The sequence below is a fragment of the Stenotrophomonas sp. YJH_SMC_106-19 genome, from assembly GCF_059368375.1.
The window spans coordinates 1,275,008-1,292,234 of sequence record NZ_JCAFRQ010000001.1 but is presented as its reverse complement, the minus strand read 5'-3'; the positions used below and the strand labels follow the sequence as shown (position 1 = coordinate 1,292,234).

At 68.2% G+C, this 17,227-nt stretch carries 16 protein-coding genes; 6 read left to right on the top strand and 10 right to left on the bottom strand.

Annotated features, from left to right (window positions below; genetic code table 11):
• Positions 1-102 precede the first annotated feature (102 nt).
• Positions 103-1,467: an MATE family efflux transporter gene (locus AC5P5M_RS05760; RefSeq protein WP_053515745.1), complete on the top strand. Its 1,365-nt coding sequence runs from the start codon at positions 103-105 to the stop codon at positions 1,465-1,467.
• 109 nt (positions 1,468-1,576) lie between these two features.
• Positions 1,577-3,499: a signal peptide peptidase SppA gene (gene sppA / locus AC5P5M_RS05755; protein WP_053515746.1), complete on the top strand. Its 1,923-nt coding sequence runs from the start codon at positions 1,577-1,579 to the stop codon at positions 3,497-3,499.
• Between the two features lie 100 nt (positions 3,500-3,599).
• On the opposite strand, the gene AC5P5M_RS05750 is transcribed toward sppA, so the two are convergent.
• Positions 3,600-3,812 carry a hypothetical protein gene (locus AC5P5M_RS05750; RefSeq protein ID WP_053515748.1) on the bottom strand — a complete coding sequence of 71 codons (213 nt, stop codon included), beginning with the start codon at positions 3,810-3,812 and terminating at the stop codon, positions 3,600-3,602.
• Positions 3,813-3,923: 111 nt separating this feature from the next.
• Here AC5P5M_RS05750 and AC5P5M_RS05745 point away from each other — a divergent pair, with 111 nt between their 5' ends.
• Positions 3,924-4,700: an SDR family oxidoreductase gene (locus AC5P5M_RS05745; RefSeq protein WP_065181584.1), complete on the top strand. Its 777-nt coding sequence runs from the start codon at positions 3,924-3,926 to the stop codon at positions 4,698-4,700.
• A gap of 38 nt (positions 4,701-4,738) precedes the next feature.
• On the opposite strand, the gene AC5P5M_RS05740 is transcribed toward AC5P5M_RS05745, so the two are convergent.
• From AC5P5M_RS05740 to AC5P5M_RS05700, 9 genes are all read right to left on the bottom strand, one after another.
• A complete protein-coding gene (locus AC5P5M_RS05740; RefSeq protein ID WP_253119243.1) occupies positions 4,739-5,461 on the bottom strand; it encodes a hypothetical protein in 723 nt (240 codons plus the stop codon).
• Between the two features lie 25 nt (positions 5,462-5,486).
• The gene (locus AC5P5M_RS05735; protein ID WP_495205647.1) at positions 5,487-6,161 is read right to left on the bottom strand and encodes a DUF4124 domain-containing protein; all 675 of its coding nucleotides are present in this window, start codon (positions 6,159-6,161) and stop codon (positions 5,487-5,489) included.
• Positions 6,162-6,217: 56 nt separating this feature from the next.
• Positions 6,218-6,808 (bottom strand): L-threonylcarbamoyladenylate synthase type 1 TsaC, encoded by a 591-nt coding sequence (tsaC, locus tag AC5P5M_RS05730; RefSeq protein ID WP_080375246.1) that lies wholly within the window; start codon positions 6,806-6,808, stop codon positions 6,218-6,220.
• A gap of 105 nt (positions 6,809-6,913) precedes the next feature.
• Positions 6,914-9,400: a DNA topoisomerase I gene (locus AC5P5M_RS05725; RefSeq protein WP_312556211.1), complete on the bottom strand. Its 2,487-nt coding sequence runs from the start codon at positions 9,398-9,400 to the stop codon at positions 6,914-6,916.
• A 191-nt stretch (positions 9,401-9,591) separates the two neighbouring features.
• Positions 9,592-10,524 (bottom strand): RDD family protein, encoded by a 933-nt coding sequence (locus AC5P5M_RS05720; protein WP_053517104.1) that lies wholly within the window; start codon positions 10,522-10,524, stop codon positions 9,592-9,594.
• 48 nt (positions 10,525-10,572) lie between these two features.
• On the bottom strand, positions 10,573-11,310 hold the full coding sequence (locus AC5P5M_RS05715) for a pilin (RefSeq protein WP_495205646.1): 738 nt from the start codon (positions 11,308-11,310) through the stop codon (positions 10,573-10,575).
• Positions 11,311-11,349: 39 nt separating this feature from the next.
• Positions 11,350-11,823 carry a DUF494 family protein gene (locus AC5P5M_RS05710; protein ID WP_053517108.1) on the bottom strand — a complete coding sequence of 158 codons (474 nt, stop codon included), beginning with the start codon at positions 11,821-11,823 and terminating at the stop codon, positions 11,350-11,352.
• Positions 11,824-11,866: 43 nt separating this feature from the next.
• The gene (gene dprA / locus AC5P5M_RS05705; protein WP_495205645.1) at positions 11,867-12,994 is read right to left on the bottom strand and encodes a DNA-processing protein DprA; all 1,128 of its coding nucleotides are present in this window, start codon (positions 12,992-12,994) and stop codon (positions 11,867-11,869) included.
• Positions 12,995-13,073: 79 nt separating this feature from the next.
• Positions 13,074-14,204: a LysM peptidoglycan-binding domain-containing protein gene (locus AC5P5M_RS05700; RefSeq protein WP_053517112.1), complete on the bottom strand. Its 1,131-nt coding sequence runs from the start codon at positions 14,202-14,204 to the stop codon at positions 13,074-13,076.
• Positions 14,205-14,330: 126 nt separating this feature from the next.
• Between AC5P5M_RS05700 and def the strand changes: the two genes are divergently transcribed.
• The 3 genes from def to rsmB all read left to right on the top strand — a co-directional run bounded on the left by def (position 14,331) and on the right by rsmB (position 17,223).
• Complete coding sequence (def, locus tag AC5P5M_RS05695; protein ID WP_053517114.1) at positions 14,331-14,843, top strand: peptide deformylase; 513 nt, start codon at positions 14,331-14,333, stop codon at positions 14,841-14,843.
• Positions 14,844-14,964: 121 nt separating this feature from the next.
• Positions 14,965-15,888 carry a methionyl-tRNA formyltransferase gene (fmt, locus tag AC5P5M_RS05690; RefSeq protein ID WP_065174450.1) on the top strand — a complete coding sequence of 308 codons (924 nt, stop codon included), beginning with the start codon at positions 14,965-14,967 and terminating at the stop codon, positions 15,886-15,888.
• Between the two features lie 3 nt (positions 15,889-15,891).
• Positions 15,892-17,223, top strand: coding sequence for a 16S rRNA (cytosine(967)-C(5))-methyltransferase RsmB (gene rsmB / locus AC5P5M_RS05685; protein WP_495205644.1), 1,332 nt, complete (start codon positions 15,892-15,894; stop codon positions 17,221-17,223).
• The last annotated feature ends 4 nt before the right edge of the window (positions 17,224-17,227 follow it).

Sequence of the window (17,227 nt, the reverse complement as noted above, 5' to 3'; positions counted from 1 at the left end):
ACGCCATGTCATGGGAATGAACGCACCGCGCGCGTAAGATGACGGCCCGCAACCCGGTGCCTGTGCCCTTCGCGCGCAACCGCAGTTCGCGTTCTGCATCCCATGTCCAACGCAACCTCCACGCCGCGCTTCAGCAAGGAAGTCGGCGCCACCGGTCTGCTCGCCCTGCCGCTCGTGCTCGGGCATGTCTCCACCGGCCTGATCTCCTTCGTCGACAACGTGATTGCCGGTCATCACGCCACCTCAACCCTGGCGGCCGTGACCATCGGCACGGCCCTGCTCTGGCTGCCGATGCTGATTCCGATCGGCACGCTGATCTCGCTGACCGCCTCGGTATCACAGCTGCACGGCGCCGGCCGCGAGCGCGAGATCGGTCCGCTGTTCCGGCAGGCGTTGTGGCTGGCGCTGGGCCTGGGCCTGATCATGTTCACCTTCCTCACGGTGGTGCCGCCGCTGCTGCCCGCCTTCGGCATCGCGCCGGACATCGTGCCCGGCGCAACAGCGTTCCTGCATGCGGTGCGCTGGGGCGGGCCGGCGCTGACGCTGTACTTCTGCATGCGCTATCTCAGCGAGGGCATGCACTGGACGCTGCCGACCATGTTGATCGGCTTCGGCGGCCTGGTGGTGCTGGCGCCGATGGGCTACGTGCTGGCCAACGGCAAGCTGGGCTTCCCGGAGCTGGGTGCCGAGGGCCTGGGCATCGCCTCGGCGGTGATGATGTGGTTGCAGGCAAGCGCATTTGCCCTCTATCTGTGGCGTACCCGGCGATTCGCCCATCTGCAGCTGTTCTCGCACTTCGAGTGGCCGCGCTGGAAGGCGATCTGGGACCTGCTGCGCACCGGTCTGCCGATCGGCATCACCGTGCTGATGGAAGGTGGGTTGTTCATCGTCACCGCGCTGCTGATCGGCCGCCTCGGCGCCAACGAGGCGGCAGCCCACCAGATCGCGATCAACGTGGCGCAGCTGTGCTTCATGATCCCGATGGGCGTGGCCGAGGCCACCACGGTGCGCGTGGGTCATGCAGTGGGGCGGGGTGATGGCTTCGGTGTGCGTCGTGCAGCCTGGGCCGGCTACGCGATCATCATGGGTACACAGACGTTGTCCGCGCTGGTGCTGCTGTTCGGCCACGATGCCATCGTCGGGGTGTACACCAACGATCTGGCGGTGGCCGGCCTGGCCTCCACGCTGCTGCTGTACGCGGCCACCTTCCAGTTCCCGGACGGCATCCAGGTGCTGTCGGCCGGTGCTCTGCGCGGCCTGAAAGACACCCGCGTGCCGATGTTCATCGCCATGTTCGCCTACTGGGGCCTGGGCATGCCGCTCGGCGCCGGGCTCGGCCTGGGGCTGGGCATGGGCCCGCAGGGCATGTGGATCGGCCTGATCGTCGGCCTCACTGCCGCTGCCATCCTGATGGGCTGGCGCCTGCGTCGCAGCAGCCAGCGCATCGGCCAGTCCGCGCTGTCCTGACCCTCCGCCCGTCACCCCGTGACGGGCGATCCCCTGACTTGTGTCCGATGCCGCCTCACACGGCACCGGCTATGCTGTTACCACGGCAAGAAGCCATCCGGAGCGCTCCATGAATCAACCCGTGCCCCCGCTGCCCCAGGCGCGTCGCAATCCCGTCGCCAGTTTCTTCATCGGGCTGTGGGACGTCATGAATTTCACCCGCCGGTTGATCCTCAACCTGGTGTTCTTCGGCCTGCTGTTCCTGCTGCTGGTGGTGTTCGTCATCGCTGCCGGCATGGGCGCCGGCGCCAGCAAATCGCTGCAGGACCGCACGACCCTGGTGATCGCACCGGAAGGGCGCCTGGTCGAGCAGTTCAGCGCCGATCCGGTCAGCCGCGCGCTGGCCAAGGCCGTGGGCGACAACAGCGCCGAAGAGGTCCAGCTGCGTGACCTGGTCCGGGTGATCGAGTCGGCGCGCGAGGACAAGAAGATCGAGCGCGTGGTGCTGGAACTGGACAAGCTGCAGCCCTCCGGCTTCGCCTCGCTGCGTGAAGTCGCCGCCGCGCTGCAGAGCCTGCGCGCGTCCGGCAAGCAGCTGGTGGCCTACAGCGAAAGCATGGGCCAGTCGCAGTACCTGCTGGCTGCGCAGGCCGACGAGGTCTACCTGGATCCGATGGGATCGGTGGTGCTCGAGGGTCTGGGCCGCTACCGCCAGTACTTCCGCTCCGGCCTGCAGGACAAGCTGGGCGTGGACGTGCACCTGTTCAAGGTGGGCGAGTACAAGTCCGCGGCCGAGCCCTATGTGCTTGATGCTGCTTCGCCGGCGGCCAAGGAAGCCGACCTGTACTGGATGAACGACGTGTGGCAGCGCTATCTGGGCGACATCGCCAAGGCGCGCCGGCTGGATCCGGCGCAACTGGCCGCCGGCATCGATACGCTGCCCGAAGGCGTGGCGGCTGCCGGTGGCGATCTGGCCAAGTTCGCCCTGCAGCAGAAGCTGGTGACCGCGCTGAAGACCCGCGAGGAGTTCGAAGACCTGATGATCGAACGCGGCGTGGCCGATGAAGACGCTGAGGGCGGCTTCCGCAATGTCGATTTCGGTCGCTACATGGCCCTGCTCGACGCCCGCCGCAGTCCGGTGGATGCACGCCCGCAGGTGGCCGTGGTGGTTGCCGCCGGCGAGATCAGTGGCGGTGACCTGCCGGCCGGCCGCATCGGTGGTGAGTCCACGTCGGCGCTGCTGCGCGCTGCCCGCGACGACGAGCAGGTCAAGGCCGTGGTGCTGCGCGTGAATTCGCCGGGTGGCGAAGTGTTCGCCTCCGAGCAGATCCGCCGTGAAGTGGTGGCCCTGCAGGCCGCCGGCAAGCCGGTGGTGGTGTCAATGGGTGACCTGGCCGCGTCCGGTGGTTACTGGATCAGCATGAATGCCGATCGCATCTACGCCGATCCCTCGACCATCACCGGTTCGATCGGCATCTTCGGCATGATCCCGAACTTCAGCCGCGCGCTGGACAAGATCGGCGTGCATACCGATGGTGTCGGCACCACGCGCTTCGCCGGTGCGTTCGACGTCACCCGTCCGATGGATCCGGCGGTGGGCCAGGTCATCCAGACGGTCATCAACAAGGGCTACGCCGACTTCACCGGACGTGTCGCCGAAGCACGCAAGAAGCCGGTCGAGGCCATTGATGAGGTGGCCCGTGGCCGTGTCTGGAGTGGCGCGCAGGCAAAGGAACGTGGTCTGGTCGATGCCTTCGGTGGCCTGAAAGACGCCGTGGCCGACGCCGCCAGCCGCGCCAAGCTGGGCGGCGAAGACAAGTTCCGCGTGCGTTACATCGAAAAGGCCGCGACCCCGTTCGCGCAGTTCGTCAGTGGGTTTGCCGGCAGCCGTACTGGTGCCTGGATGCTGTCCGATTCGGGCGTGGCGCGGATGATGCTGGCGCGCACGATGCCGGAAGTGGATACCCAGCTGCGCTTCGTCGAGAACGCCGCGCGCGAGAAGGGTAACGGCGCTCCGGTAAAGACCCTGGCGTACTGCTTCTGCGGGTTCTGAGCACAGCCAGCCACGCGTAGCGTGGATCGACGGAAAACGCCCGGCCCTTGGCCGGGCGTTTTCGTTTGGCGGCGCTCCGCTGACAGCGCCATCGCGGCGATCAGCGCGCTGCGTCGGCTTCCGCGCTGCGCTCGCGCTCGGCGCCATCATCGACGGTCTTCTGCACGGCGCGCGCGCGATCGATCGGTTGCTGCGCTGCACGGGCCAGGGCTTGGGGTTCCGGCGGCCGTTCCGGGTCCGGTGCCGGTGGGCGTTGGCAGCCGGCCAGCAATACAGTCGCCGACAGCAGTACGGACAGGATCAGGATGCGCATGGTGGCTCTCCACGACGGGCGTGCGGCCAGTGTGGCACCGCCGGCAGGGGCGTGCCGTGAGCGCGTATCCTTTCTGCATCGGAACACAGCGGGCGCAGCCCGGGAGGACACATGACCCAGCAACGGTGGCGACTGGACGGGCAGACCGCACTGATCACCGGCGCCAGCGCCGGCATCGGCCTGGCCATCGCGCGTGAACTGGCCGGCTTCGGTGCCGACCTGATGATTGTCGGGCGCGACATCGACGCGCTGGAAACCGCGCGCGACGAGCTGGCCGACGCCTATCCCGACCAGCAGGTGCGCGCGCTTGCCGCCGACGTCTCCGACGACGAGGATCGCCGGCAGATCCTTGACTGGGTCGAGGACCATGCCGATGGCCTGCACGTGCTGGTCAACAATGCGGGTGGCAACATCACCCGCGCCGCCATCGACTATACCGAGGACGAGTGGCGCGGCATCTTCGAGACCAATCTGTTCTCGGCGTTTGAACTGTCGCGCTATGCGCATCCGCTGCTGGCACGTCACGCCTCGTCGGCCATCGTCAACGTCGGCAGCGTCTCCGGCCTGACCCATGTGCGCAGTGGCGTGGTGTACGGCATGAGCAAGGCGGCGATGCATCAGATGACCCGCAACCTGGCCGTGGAATGGGCCGAGGACGGCATCCGCGTGAACGCGGTGGCGCCGTGGTACATCCGCACGCGCCGCACCTCCGGGCCGTTGTCCGACCCTGACTACTACGAGGAAGTCATCGATCGCACGCCGATGCGCCGCATCGGTGAGCCGGAGGAAGTCGCCGCGGCCGTGGGCTTCCTGTGCCTGCCGGCGGCGAGTTATGTCACCGGCGAATGCATCGCCGTGGACGGCGGTTTCCTGCGCTACGGGTTCTGACCGTCACCGCGTTGGGCCCGCGCCACGCCGGCAGGTCCTCACCCCGGTACCGGGCAGTCGCTGGCCTCGAGCACGGCCTGCAGACGCTCGCGCTCGCTGCGCGCGGCGTCGAGGTTCTCCGGCGCGGCGAAGCGCTCGCGCCCCCGGGCGTCGCGCAGGCGCTGCTGCCAGCTGCCGCAGCGCTGGATCTCGGGAACCTCCTCGCAGCGGTCGCGTACCACTTCGCAGCTGGCGGCATTGGCCGGGGTGACACCGCCAAGACCCTGTACGTCGAGCAGCACGCAGTGCGGTGGCGCCGCCTCGTACTCGTGCAGGTAGCGGCTTCCTTCCTCGCTGCTGCACTGGAAGATCGGCGGCAGCGGTGCCCGTGGCGCGGTGTCGCTGCGGCTTGCCGGGTCCGTCCGCAGCGGCAGCGCTGCGCTGTCCAGAATGGCGTCGCCGCCGCCAGCGGGTTCAACCATGCCCGCTTCCATGATGGTGCGCGCCTGGTCGAGCCCGCGCGGCGTGTCCGCCGCTGCCGGCGGCGGCGCTGACGACGGGGCGAGCTCCATTTCCTGGCCGGCGGGCGGCTCCACGCGCGGTGCCGGAGTCGCTGATGGCTCCGGTACCCGCTGGATCTGCTGCGTGCTGCCTTCGGGGCAGGGCGTGCGCTGCAGGGTAGGAACGTCGCTGCTGCTGAATGTGCAGCGGTAGATCACCATGTCCTCGGCGAACGCGTTTGCGGGCAGCAGCGCCAGAACCAGCCAGAGTGCTCTTCTCATGCGTGCAGCCTACACGGGCAGGGGCTCAACGCCCGCAGTCGCGCGACAGGCGCGCATCGATACCGCGCTGTTCGTTGCTGATCGCGGTGCGCTCGCTCTGCAGCGCGCTGTTGTAGCGGCGGTCCAGCTCCCAGCGGCGATCGCGCAGGCGCGAACAGACTTCCTGCGGCGGCAACGCATGGCAGGCGTCGCGGACCAGGATGTTGCCTGCCGGCACCTGCACACCGACGCCGACCGCAGGTGGCCGGTAGATCGGTGGACCTCCGGCCGATGCGCCCGTGGCCGGACGGGGCCCGGGATGGCCTGGCCCGAAATGGCCGCGCGGCGACCAGACCGTGGTCCACAGCGGGACCCAGCGTGGATTGCCTTCGTTGCTGTCGCTGGTGTAACGCTCGCCGTCGGCGGTAACGCATTCGTACATCGGTTGCGGAGGCTGTACGTAGACGTGCCGGACCTCGCGCTCGATCACGGCCGGCGGCGTGCTGGTTGCGGGCGCGGCGTCGCTGCGCACCACCTGCGGCGCCGGATCACGCGGCCGCTGCAGGTCGCGCACTTCCTGGCGGCCGCTGCTGCACGGCGTGTCCTGCAGTGCCACGGTGCCGTTGCTGCCGACACAGCGGTAGACACGCACATCGTCGCCGGCGGTGGCGGTCAATGGCAGCAGCAGGCTCAGGCAGAGGGCGGCGCGCAGCGGGCTCATGGAGGCAGCGTGCGGGATCCGGCGGAGCGGCGCAATCCGCGCGTCCACAGGGCGGCTCAGGATCGCAGGACGTTGCCGCTGAGCGCATCGCGGATCGGCGTCGGCTGGGCCAGGCCGCCGGTCGGGCCGTCCAGGATACCGTCCAGCAGGCGCAGCAGGCGCGGATCCAGTTCCTCGCGGCTGCGTGCCGGCGGCTCGCCGGCCAGGTTGGCGCTGGTGGAGACCAGCGGCCCGCCCCACGCGTGGCACAGTGCCGCCACCAGCGGGTGGGCGCTGATGCGCACCGCGATGCCGCTGTGTTCGCCGGTGATCCAGCCTGGCGCGCGTGATCCGGCAGGAAGAATCCAGGTGTTGGCACCGGGCCAGCTGGCCAGCACTGCACGCTGACGCTCGTCGGGCAACGCCTGCAGGCGTACCCAGCCTTCCAGCTGCGCCAGCTCGGCGGCCACCAGGATCATGCCCTTCTCGATCGGCCGCTGCTTCAGCCGCAGCACCGTGTGCACCGCCGCTTCGTGCGACGGGTCGCATCCCAGGCCCCAGACCGCTTCGGTGGGATAGGCGATCACGCCGCCGGAGCGCAGCAGGGTGACGGCAGAATCCAGGGTGAGTTCTTTCATGGTGGCGACGGGCCCGGCATGGGCCTTCATTATCCTCCCACCGCGTGCAGATGGGGTGGACCGGCGCCATCGAGGCGGCGGCGGACCGGGTACTGCACTGCCTGCGCCCGACCCATGGCCGGGCGCTGTCCCGCATCAGGCTTTCTTGACGACCTTCTTGGCCGCTTTCTTCGCCGGTGCCTTCTTGGCGGCGGCCTTCTTTGCCGGCGCCTTTTTCGCGGCCGCCTTCTTGGCCGGTGCCTTCTTCGGCGCGGCTTCCTTCTTCACCGCTGCCTTCTTCGCCGGTGCCTTCTTGGCAGCGGCCTTTTTCGCGCCGAAGCCCTTGCGCACCGGCTTGCCGGTTTCTTCCATCAGCTGCTGCACTTCGGCCAGCGTCAGCGAGGCGGGCTCGCGGTCCTTGGGAATCTTGCCGTTCATCCTGCCGTCGCTGATGTACGGGCCGAAGCGGCCATTCAGCACCTGGATGTCACTGCCTTCGAATTCCTTGATGATCCGGTTGCGCGCGATCTCTTCCTTCTCTTCGATCAGGAAGACGGCGCGGGCCAGGTCGATGGTGTACGGGTCGTCTTCCTTCTTCAGCGAGGCATAGGTGCTGCCACGCTTGGCGAACGGGCCGAAGCGACCAATGCCGACGCTGACCGGTTCGCCCTTGTCCTCACCCAGCGCGCGCGGCATCAGGAACAGCTCCAGCGCGTCTTCCAGGGTGATGGTGTGCATCGACTGGCCCGGGCGCAGCGAAGCGAACTTCGGCTTCTCCTCGGCATCTTCGGCGGTGCTGCCGATGGCGGCGTACGGCCCGAAGCGACCCAGGCGCACGCTGACCGGCTTGCCGGTCTTCGGGTCGGTGCCAAGCTCGCGCGCACCACTGGCTTCGGCACGATCAACCGATTCCTTCTTGTCCTCGACCAGCTCCTTGAACGGCTCCCAGAAGCGTGACATCAGCGGGATCCACTCTTCCTCGCCGCGCGAGACGGCGTCCAGCTCGTCTTCAAGCCTGGCGGTGAAGTCGTAGTCCACGTACTGGGTGAAGTGGCTGGACAGGAACTTGGACACTGCACGACCGACGTCGGACGGACGGAAGCTGCGACCTTCCATCTCCACGTACTTGCGGAACAGCAGGGTCTGGATGATCGAGGCGTAGGTCGAGGGACGACCGATCCCGTACTCTTCCAGCGCTTTGACCAGTGCCGCCTCGGTGAAGCGGGGCGGCGGCTGGGTGAAGTGCTGCTCGGCCAGGATGCGTTCCAGCGGCACGCGGTCGCCGGGCTTCATCGCCGGCAGCTTGCGGCCTTCGTCCTCGTCTTCGGCGCTCTTGCTGTCCTTGCCTTCCTCGTACACGGCCAGGAAGCCGGGCACGACCACGGTGGTGCCACTGGCACGGAAGACGTGTTCGCTGCCGGCCGACAGGTCGACGCTGACGGTGTTGAGCGTGGCCGGAATCATCTGGCACGCTACCGCGCGCTTCCAGATCAGTTCGTACAGCCTGCGCTCGTCGTCGGTCAGGAACCGCGACACCTGCGCCGGCGTGCGCAGCGCCGAGGTCGGTCGCACCGCTTCGTGCGCTTCCTGGGCGTTCTTGGACTTGGTCTGGTAGGTGTTGGGCTGGTCCGGCAGCGAAGCGATGCCGTAATCGCGGGCGATCACGTCGCGGATTTCCGCCAGCGCATCCTGAGACAGGTTGACCGAGTCGGTACGCATGTAGGAGATCAGGCCGACCGTGCCCTCATCGCCGATTGCCACGCCTTCGTACAGCTTCTGCGCCACCTGCATGGTCTTGCGGGTGGTGAAGCCGAGCTTGCGCGAGGCTTCCTGCTGCAGGGTGGAGGTGGTGAACGGCGGCGCCGGGCGGCGCTTGCGCTCCTTGCTGGCCACGTCGGTGACGTGCAGCGAGCCCTGCGCCGCCTGCTGGATGCGCAGGCGGGCGGCCTCGGCGGTATCGCCGTCGGTGATGGTGAACTGTTCGAACTTCTGTCCGTCCAGCTTCACCAGCTTGGCATTGAAGTGTTGCGACGGGTGCGCGCATTCGGCGGCGATGGACCAGTATTCGCGCGCGATGAAGGCTTCGATCTCTTCCTCGCGCTCGACGATCATGCGCAGTGCCGGGCTCTGCACGCGGCCGGCGGACAGGCCGCGCTGTACCTTGCGCCACAGCACCGGCGACAGGTTGAAACCGACCAGGTAATCCAGCGCACGGCGTGCCTGCTGGGCGTCCACCAGATCGCTGGCGATGGCCCGCGGCTGGTTGATTGCTTCCTTGATGGCGCGCGGGGTGATCTCGGTGAACACCACGCGCTGCATCGGCTTGTCCTTGACCAGCCCGCGCTCCTTCAGGATCTCGGCGATGTGCCAGCTGATCGCCTCGCCTTCGCGGTCCGGGTCGGTCGCCAGCAGGATGTCATCGGCGCCCTTGGCCGCCTTGGCGATCGCATCGACGTGCTTTTCGTTCTTGTCGATCACGTCGTAGTGCATGGCGAACCCGTTGTCCGGATCGACCGCGCCTTCCTTCGGGATCAGATCGCGCACGTGCCCATACGAGGCCAGGACGGTGTAGTCCTTGCCGAGGTATTTGTTGATCGTCTTGGCCTTGGCCGGCGATTCGACGATGAGCAGGTGCTTGGGCATGGCAGCAGTGTCTGTGGGGCGAGCCGCAGGGGAGGGGCCGCTAGGGTGGAGCAAACGGCCGCATTAGTGAAGCGGCCACGGGCAAATCCATAAACTGAACGCCCGGTTGGGTGCCGGGCGTTCAGGTTTCCTTATTAGAGGAATCACGCCCGGACGCTCCATGTCAAGCGCCCAGGCGTGAGGATGGCCGGTCAGGAGGCCATCTTGGCGATGAATCCGATGGCCGCCACCATCAGGACCAGGCCGGCCAGGGCCAGCAGGGCGGTGATGACCAGGACGGCGATGGTGACCACGCCCAGCTCGCGGCGTTGCAGCTGCGGCTGGTCGGTGAAGGCCCAGCGGTCCACCACCAGGGTGTCGCACATCATGTCGTGCAGGCCCTGCTTGCGCTCGGTGAACGCGGCCATCAGGTAGCCGATGCACAGGATCAGGCCGCTCAGCACGGCGGCCCAGTAGCGTCCGAAGGCACGTCCCACGGTCAGCCGGTCACCGTTGCTGCGCACGACCTTGATGCCGACGGCCATCTTGCCCAGGGTGGCACCGCCGCGCGAGGCGTGGAACCAGGTGTAGTACACCATGGAGATCACCAGGTTGAGCAGGCCGCTGACCAGCTGGCCCATGATCTCGATGGCCGACTCGCCGCTGCCGGCGGCCCCCATGCCCGCACCCAGTGCCAGGGCGGAAATGACGCCGATGATCGTGCCTGGGATGAGCAGCACGAAGTAGTCGATCACATAGGCAGCCACGCGCTTCCAGAAGCCTGCGTACACCACTTCGCCGCCCATCACCGGCTGTGCGTGGCCGGCCATGGCTGCGGTGCCCGGCGCGCTGTAGGGCGAACTGCTGAGCGCGCCGGTGCCGGGCAGCGGCGCCGTGCCGTTGTCGATGGCCTGGTAGTCGCTGCGCAGGTCGAAGCCGCCACTGTCAGCGGCCGTGGTGGCGCTGGCCAGGGTCTGCAGGCCGAGCTCGTCGACCACCTGCCGCAGCGCGGCCCATTGCGCCATGCCCTCTCGCCAGACCAGCGTGTCCAGTGTCAGCTGGCCGCGCTGGAAGCGCTGGCGGATGTCCTCGACCGGCAGCGGTCCCTGGCGTTGCTGTCCTTCGGCGAAATACCACTCAGTCATTGTGTGTCCCTCCTGGGTCGTCCTTGCTTGGGGTGTAGTGCCGATGGCTCAGCCGCGGCACTGCTGCGGCAGATACTTGTCGTTGCTTTCGCCGCTGCATTCCCAGCGGCCGCTGTCGCGGTCGTATTCCAGCCACAGCAGATCGCCATCGATGGTCTTGCCGGGCGCGGCCAGCGTGGCTTCGATACCGCAACGACCGTTGTTGAAGCGGCCGATGTGGACCGCTGACAGGCCTGCGGCGGAGAAGTCCCCCGGCGCCGGGAAACCGGCATCGTTGGCCCCCGGGCAGCGTCCTTCCTCGTCGGCGAAATGCTGCACCTGGTCCTTCAGCGGTTGCAGTGCGGTCAGCGACGTGGCGACCTTGGAGCGCAGCGTGTAGTCGTTGTAGGCAGGCAGCGCGATGGCCGCCAGGATCGCCACGATGGGTACCACCACCAGCAGCAGTGCCCCGCCGATGATGGCGGTCAGGGCGCAGCCGGACAGGCCCTTCTTTGGTGGCGGCAACGCGGCCGCGGGCGCACTGTGGGCATAGGGGGTTGCCGCCGGCAGTACCGGAGGCTGCGGGGCAGGGGGCTGCAGCCCGGGGTCGTCGCGGGCGGCATCGACGGCCGGCACGATCAGGCCGAGCTCATCCACCACGCTGCGCAATGGCTGCCATTGCGGCAGGCCATCGCGCCACACCAGGGTGTCCAGGCTGATCTGATTGTTGCGGAACAGCTCGACAAGCTGTTCTGCCGGCAGCGGGCCTTGCTGCCGGTTGCCTTCTGCATGGAACCACTCGCTCACGGGGCACGCTCCTGAATGCGCTATGCCCCAAGTGTACGGTCAGTGCAGGGGTTCTGGCTCGTCCATGAACATCTGCGTTTCCATCCAGGCGTAAGCCGCCTCGGCGCCGGGCTGGTTGAACAGCACCATCAGCACGACCCATTTCAGATCGTCCAGGTCCAGTTCGTCCTGGTCCAACGCCATCGCCCGGTCCAGCACCAGCTCGCGCTGGTCGGCATCGAGGATGCCGTGCTGCTCCAGGTAGAGCAGGAAACCGCGGCATTCCACGTCCAGCTTGTCCAGCTCGGGCCCGTGATAGATGCGCACCGGGCCATCGACCCGCGCCTGGGCCACACTCGGACGCTGTGCCGCCAGGGCATCGAGCCAGTCGAATGCCTTGTTGATCTCGGTAGGGCTGAATCCGGCCTGGATCAGGCCGTTCTGGAGCGAATCGCGGTCACGGATCAGGTCCGCATCTTCGCTGAAATAGTGTTCAAACAGGTACAGCAGTACATCCAGGATGCTCTCTTTCATTGCCCCTCGGCCTGCGTCGCGCGACGCTGTGGAGGTGAAGAAACTAGGGAGTTCGACAGTAGCGGCCGTGTACGCAGACCACGATTCCCGCAAGTTCCATGGCCAGCAGCATGGAGGACACCTGCGGCGCCGTCAATCCACAGCGCGTGATCAGTGAATCCATACTGATTGGGTCAAGGTCCAGGGCCTGCCACAACCGCTGGTAGTCAGGGTCGCCGACCCAGCGTGCCGGCAGGTCGGCTGGCACTGCCTGTTCAGTGGGGGTGGCCAGCCGCGATTGCAAGGCCGGCAGCTGCTGGCGCAGGGCCGGGGCCAGCAGCTCCAGCACGTCCTCGGGCCGTTCCACCAGGGCGGCTCCCTCGCGGATCAGGCGGTGGCAGCCGGCTGCCCGCGGATTGAGCACCGAGCCGGGCACGGCGCATACCTCGCGACCGGCCTCGGCGGCCAGGCGCGCGGTGATCAGGGCGCCGGACCGGTGCGCCGCCTCGATCACCACGGTGGCCAGGGCCAGCCCGGCCACCAGCCGGTTGCGCGCCGGGAAGTGGCTGGGACGGGCAGCCGTGCCGGGCAGGTACTCGCTGAGCACGGCGCCCTCGGCGCCGATCCGGGCCTGCAGTGGCGCATGGTGGTCCGGATAGGCACGGTCGGGGCCCGTTCCGATGACGGCAACGGTACTGCCGCCGGCGTCCAGCACGGCCAGATGGGCGGCCGCATCGATGCCGGCTGCCAGCCCGCTGGCGACCGCCAGTCCGGCTTCGGCGAAGCTGCCGGCAAAACGCGCCGCCAGTGCACGACCGGCCGGGGTGGGTGAGCGGCTCCCAACCACCGCCACCGCCGGGCGCCAGGCCTGGCCGGGGTCGCCGGCCACGAACAGCGCCAGCGGCGGGTTGGGGACCTCCGGCAGCAGGGGCGGGAAAGCAGGGTCGGTAACGGCCAGCAGGTGATGGTTGTCGTCCTGCAGCCAGTGCAGGGCGGCTTTCGACCGCTGCGCATCGGGGCGTTCCAGTGCCGCGCACTGCTCCGGGGTGCAGCCATGGGCGCGCCAGCCGGCCACGCCCAGCGCAAGGGCCGCTTCGGCGCTGCCCGCGACCTGCAGCAGTGCCCGCCGCGGCGCCAGCGCGCCTCCCGCCATCACCAGGCGCACCAGCGCCTCATCTGCCTGCTTGGTCATCCCCCCACTATCGACTGCAGACAACAAAGGCGCCCTAGGGCGCCTTCGCGTGCGGCTGTCAGGGATGTTCCCGGCAACCCTACTTCGTGTCCGGATGCAGCGCGCTGTAGCCCACCCGTACAGGCTTCACGCCCTGCATCACCAGCGCATAGCTGACGTTGTCGAAGGTGCGGAACACCATCGCATGCGCGGCGTACTCGTCGGGCAGCGAGACCCGGCCGGCGCCGGTACTGAGCGAATCATCCATGCGCGAGGACCCCGGGTACTTCATCCGGTGCGCGACGTGGCGGCCCGGCCGCCACAGCGAGAATACGGTGCCGTTGTCCACGCCCTGCGCGCGGCCCGCCGAAATGGCGATCACATCGCGTGGCCCGCCAACGCTGAACATGTCGGTCACCGCGAGCACGCGCACGTCCACGCCCTCGACGCCCGCCGCCGGCACATGCGGGACGAACTGCAGGTCGTAGGGCCTTGCCTCGACCGGCACCAGCCGGTCGCCGGCGCGGACTTCACGCCCGCCGCTGTTCTTGTCCAGCACCAGGGTGGACGCCTCGACCTTGCCGCCGGCAACCTGGGTGATGGTGCCCGTGCCGACCTGCATCAGCTCGTAGCCCAGCATCTGGTGCGCACGTCGCGTCGGCGCGTTGTAGGCCCGCCACAGGTTGCCGCTGCCGGGGGTGACCTCGCCATTGGCGGTCAGGTCCTCGGTGGGCTTGGGCACGCCATAGCGCACGGTCGGGCGGACCACGGCCCAGCGCTGCCCGACCTGGGCATCGGCCAGGCGCACGTACACGGCTTCGCCACTGCTGGCGCGCAGGCGGTCTTCTTCCAGGCCCGCCACGTAGGGCAGGTGGTCGATGCGGTCGACCACGCTCAGCTGCTTCAGGAACGGCTCGACCTGGGCCAGCGGAATGGCATCGATCGGGGCCTCCTGGCGGGGCCCGGGCTGGGCCGTCACACGGTCCAGGTAGGCCAGGCTCAGCACGTCACCCGGATAGATCAGGTGCGGATTGGCGATCTGCGGGTTGGCCTGCCAGATCTCCGGCCACAGCCAGGGCTTCTGCAGGAAACGCGCGGCGATATCCCACAGCGTGTCCCCTTTTCGGACCACATAGGTATCCGGGTGCCCGCCATTCACTTCCACGGCGGTAGCATAGGCAGCCACGGTCAGCATCGCCGCGGCGACGACCGTACGAAAACGAAGCAACATAGGTGTGAAGCCCTGATTCCCCAACAGGTCCGCGCACTATAGTCCAGAAACCGGGGCGCAAGGCAAGCGTTGCAGCTAGAATCTGCGACGTATGCCGGCGTGCCGGCCCCCTATCCGGAAACTGCCATGGCCCTCCTCCCGATTCTTGAGTTCCCCGATCCGCGCCTGCGTACCAAGGCCGCGTTGATCGACGCCGCCGAAGTGACCACGCCGGCCTTCCAGGAACTGGTCGACAACATGTTCCAGACCATGTACGACGCGCCGGGCATCGGCCTGGCCGCTACCCAGGTGGACGTGCACAAGCGCTTCATGGTCATCGATGTCAGCGAAGAGAAGAACCAGCCGCTGGTGTTCATCAACCCGGAGATCGTCGCCAAGGATGGGGGCCGGGTGTACCAGGAAGGGTGCCTGTCGGTGCCGGGCATCTTCGCCGACGTGACCCGTGCCGACACCATCACCGTGAAGTTCCTTGACCGCAATGGCCAGGAACAGCAGATGGAGGCTGGCGAAGTGCTGGCCACCTGCATCCAGCACGAGATGGATCACCTGGACGGCAAGCTGTTCATCGATTATCTGTCGCCGCTCAAGCGCGAGATGGTCCGCAAGAAGCTGGCCAAGCAGCGCAAGCACGTGGCGTGATCGCCGCTCCGGGCCGCCCGCAGGGGTGGCCCGTGCCCGCGCGCAGCGCGTGGGCTGTACGGCGCCGGCCGACGGCGCCGTTTTCTTTCCTGCACGAATCCATCCTGCAAGTGGGGTAGCCATGAGGATTGTCTTTGCCGGTACGCCGGAATTCGCGGTGTCATCGCTGCGCGCAGCGGCGCGCCACCACGAGGTCGTGGCCGTCTACACCCAGCCTGACCGTCCGTCAGGCCGTGGTCGCGGCCTGGCCCCCTCGCCGGTGAAGCTTGAGGCGGTGGCCCGCGGCATTCCGGTGTACCAGCCCGAATCGCTGAAGGACGAAGCGGCCCAGCAGCAGCTGCGTGACCTGAAGCCGGACCTGATGGTGGTGGTGGCCTACGGCCTGATCCTGCCCAAGGCCGTGCTGGCCATCCCGACCTACGGGTGCTGGAACGTGCACGCTTCGCTGCTGCCGCGCTGGCGCGGTGCGGCGCCGATCCAGCGCGCGATCCAGGCCGGTGACGAGACCACGGGCGTGTGCCTGATGCAGATGGAAGCCGGACTGGATACCGGCCCGGTGCTGCTGCACCAGGCGCTGCCGATCGCGGCCACCGATACCGGTGGCCAGCTGCACGACAAGCTGGCCGAGCTGGGTGCGCAGGTGTTGTCCGATGGCCTGGGACTGCTGCGCGCCGGCATCAAGCCGATCGCGCGGCCGCAGCCGGAGCAGGGCGTGACCTACGCACACAAGCTGGACAAGGCCGAGGCGAAGCTGGACTGGACGCAGGATGCAGCGGTGCTGGCGCGGACCGTACGCGCGTTCAACCCGTGGCCTGTCGCCGAAGCAACGCTGGCCGGCGAGCGCGTGCGCATCCATGGCGCCGTGGCGCAGGCGATGGAGCACGGCCAGGCACCGGGAACGGTACTTGCTGCCGGCCGCGAAGGCATCGACATTGCCTGCGGCCAGGGCGCGCTGCGCCTGCGCGTGCTGCAGCGCGAAGGTGGCAAGGCGATCACTGCCGCCGATTACCTCAACGCCCGTCGCGACCTGCGCGTGGGAGCGTAAGCGGTGACGAAACAGAATGACTTCTCCATCGCCAGGGCGGCGCCGGGTGCAGCCACCCGCATGCTGGCCGCACGCGTGCTGGCCCAGGTGTTCACCCGTGGCCGTTCGCTGAAGGCGGAACTGGCGTGGGCCCTGCCGAAGCTGGCCGACAGCCGTGATCGGGCGTTGCTGGAAGCGCTGTGTTTTGCCGTGCTGCGCCGTCGCAGTACCTATGACGCGGCATTGCAGGCGTGGATGCAGAAGCCGCTCTCGGCGCGCGATGCAGACCTGCGCACGCTGCTGATGGTCGGCTTCGCCCAGCTGGACGTACTGGAACTGCCGGCGCACGCGGCCCTGTCGGCCACCGTCGACGCAGCGCGTGCGCTGGGCCGTGAGCGCCAGGCGGGCCTGGTCAATGCCATCCTGCGCCGCGCCCAGCGTGAGGGATTCCCGGAACAGCCGGCCCGCGATGCATTTCCGGCCTGGCTGGCCGAGGCCATCGAGCGCGACTGGCCGGCGCAGGCCGAGGCGATCTTCAGCGCCAGCCTGCAGCCTGCGCCGCTGTGGCTGCGCGCCAACCGCCAGCACGGTGGCCGCAAGAAAGTCCTGGCCGTGCTGGCCGAGGCCGGTATCGTCGCCGAGCCGAGTCCGCTCAGTGCGGACGCGTTGCGGCTGGCGACGCCGGTCGCTGTCAACCAGCTGCCCGGCTTCGCCGAGGGCGCGCTCTCGGTGCAGGATCTGTCGGCGCAGTGCGCGGCCGATGCGCTGGCGCCGGCCGCCGGGGCGCGGGTACTGGATGCCTGCGCCGCACCGGGCGGCAAGTCGGCGCACCTGCTGGAGCGTGATCCCAGCCTGCGCCTGCTGGCGCTGGACATCGACGCCCGTCGCCTGGCGCGTGCCCGTGACACGTACGCGCGCACGGGTGTCGGTGAGGGCGCACAGACCCTGGCGGCAGACGCCAGCGATCCTGGCGCGTGGTGGGACGGCACGCCGTTCGATGCGATCCTGCTCGATGCGCCCTGTTCGGCCACGGGCGTGATCCGCCGCCAGCCGGATGTGATGTTCCACCGCCGCGCCGAGGACATCGATGCGCTGGTCGGCGTTCAGGCCCGGCTGCTGGAGGCATGCTGGTCGATGCTGCGCCCCGGTGGCGTCCTGCTGTATGCCACGTGCTCGATCCTGCGTGCGGAGAACATCGAGCAGATCCGCGCGTTCCTGAAGTGGCACCCGGATGCGGTGGCGCAGCCGTTGGACGAGGCGTTCGGGCTGGATTGCGAAGGCATTGCACGCCAACGACTGCCCGGTGACAGCGATGCTGACGGATTCTTCTACGCGCGTCTGCTAAAAGCGGTGTGAATCC

Coding starts and splice junctions, on each gene's coding strand:
- AC5P5M_RS05760 (WP_053515745.1), top strand. CDS start 103: ATGTCCAACGCAACCTCCACGCCGCGCTTCAGCAAGGAAGTCGGCGCC.
- sppA (WP_053515746.1), top strand. CDS start 1,577: ATGAATCAACCCGTGCCCCCGCTGCCCCAGGCGCGTCGCAATCCCGTC.
- AC5P5M_RS05750 (WP_053515748.1), bottom strand. CDS start 3,812: ATGCGCATCCTGATCCTGTCCGTACTGCTGTCGGCGACTGTATTGCTG.
- AC5P5M_RS05745 (WP_065181584.1), top strand. CDS start 3,924: ATGACCCAGCAACGGTGGCGACTGGACGGGCAGACCGCACTGATCACC.
- AC5P5M_RS05740 (WP_253119243.1), bottom strand. CDS start 5,461: ATGAGAAGAGCACTCTGGCTGGTTCTGGCGCTGCTGCCCGCAAACGCG.
- AC5P5M_RS05735 (WP_495205647.1), bottom strand. CDS start 6,161: ATGAGCCCGCTGCGCGCCGCCCTCTGCCTGAGCCTGCTGCTGCCATTG.
- tsaC (WP_080375246.1), bottom strand. CDS start 6,808: ATGAAGGCCCATGCCGGGCCCGTCGCCACCATGAAAGAACTCACCCTG.
- AC5P5M_RS05725 (WP_312556211.1), bottom strand. CDS start 9,400: ATGCCCAAGCACCTGCTCATCGTCGAATCGCCGGCCAAGGCCAAGACG.
- AC5P5M_RS05720 (WP_053517104.1), bottom strand. CDS start 10,524: ATGACTGAGTGGTATTTCGCCGAAGGACAGCAACGCCAGGGACCGCTG.
- AC5P5M_RS05710 (WP_053517108.1), bottom strand. CDS start 11,823: ATGAAAGAGAGCATCCTGGATGTACTGCTGTACCTGTTTGAACACTAT.
- dprA (WP_495205645.1), bottom strand. CDS start 12,994: ATGACCAAGCAGGCAGATGAGGCGCTGGTGCGCCTGGTGATGGCGGGA.
- AC5P5M_RS05700 (WP_053517112.1), bottom strand. CDS start 14,204: ATGTTGCTTCGTTTTCGTACGGTCGTCGCCGCGGCGATGCTGACCGTG.
- def (WP_053517114.1), top strand. CDS start 14,331: ATGGCCCTCCTCCCGATTCTTGAGTTCCCCGATCCGCGCCTGCGTACC.
- fmt (WP_065174450.1), top strand. CDS start 14,965: ATGAGGATTGTCTTTGCCGGTACGCCGGAATTCGCGGTGTCATCGCTG.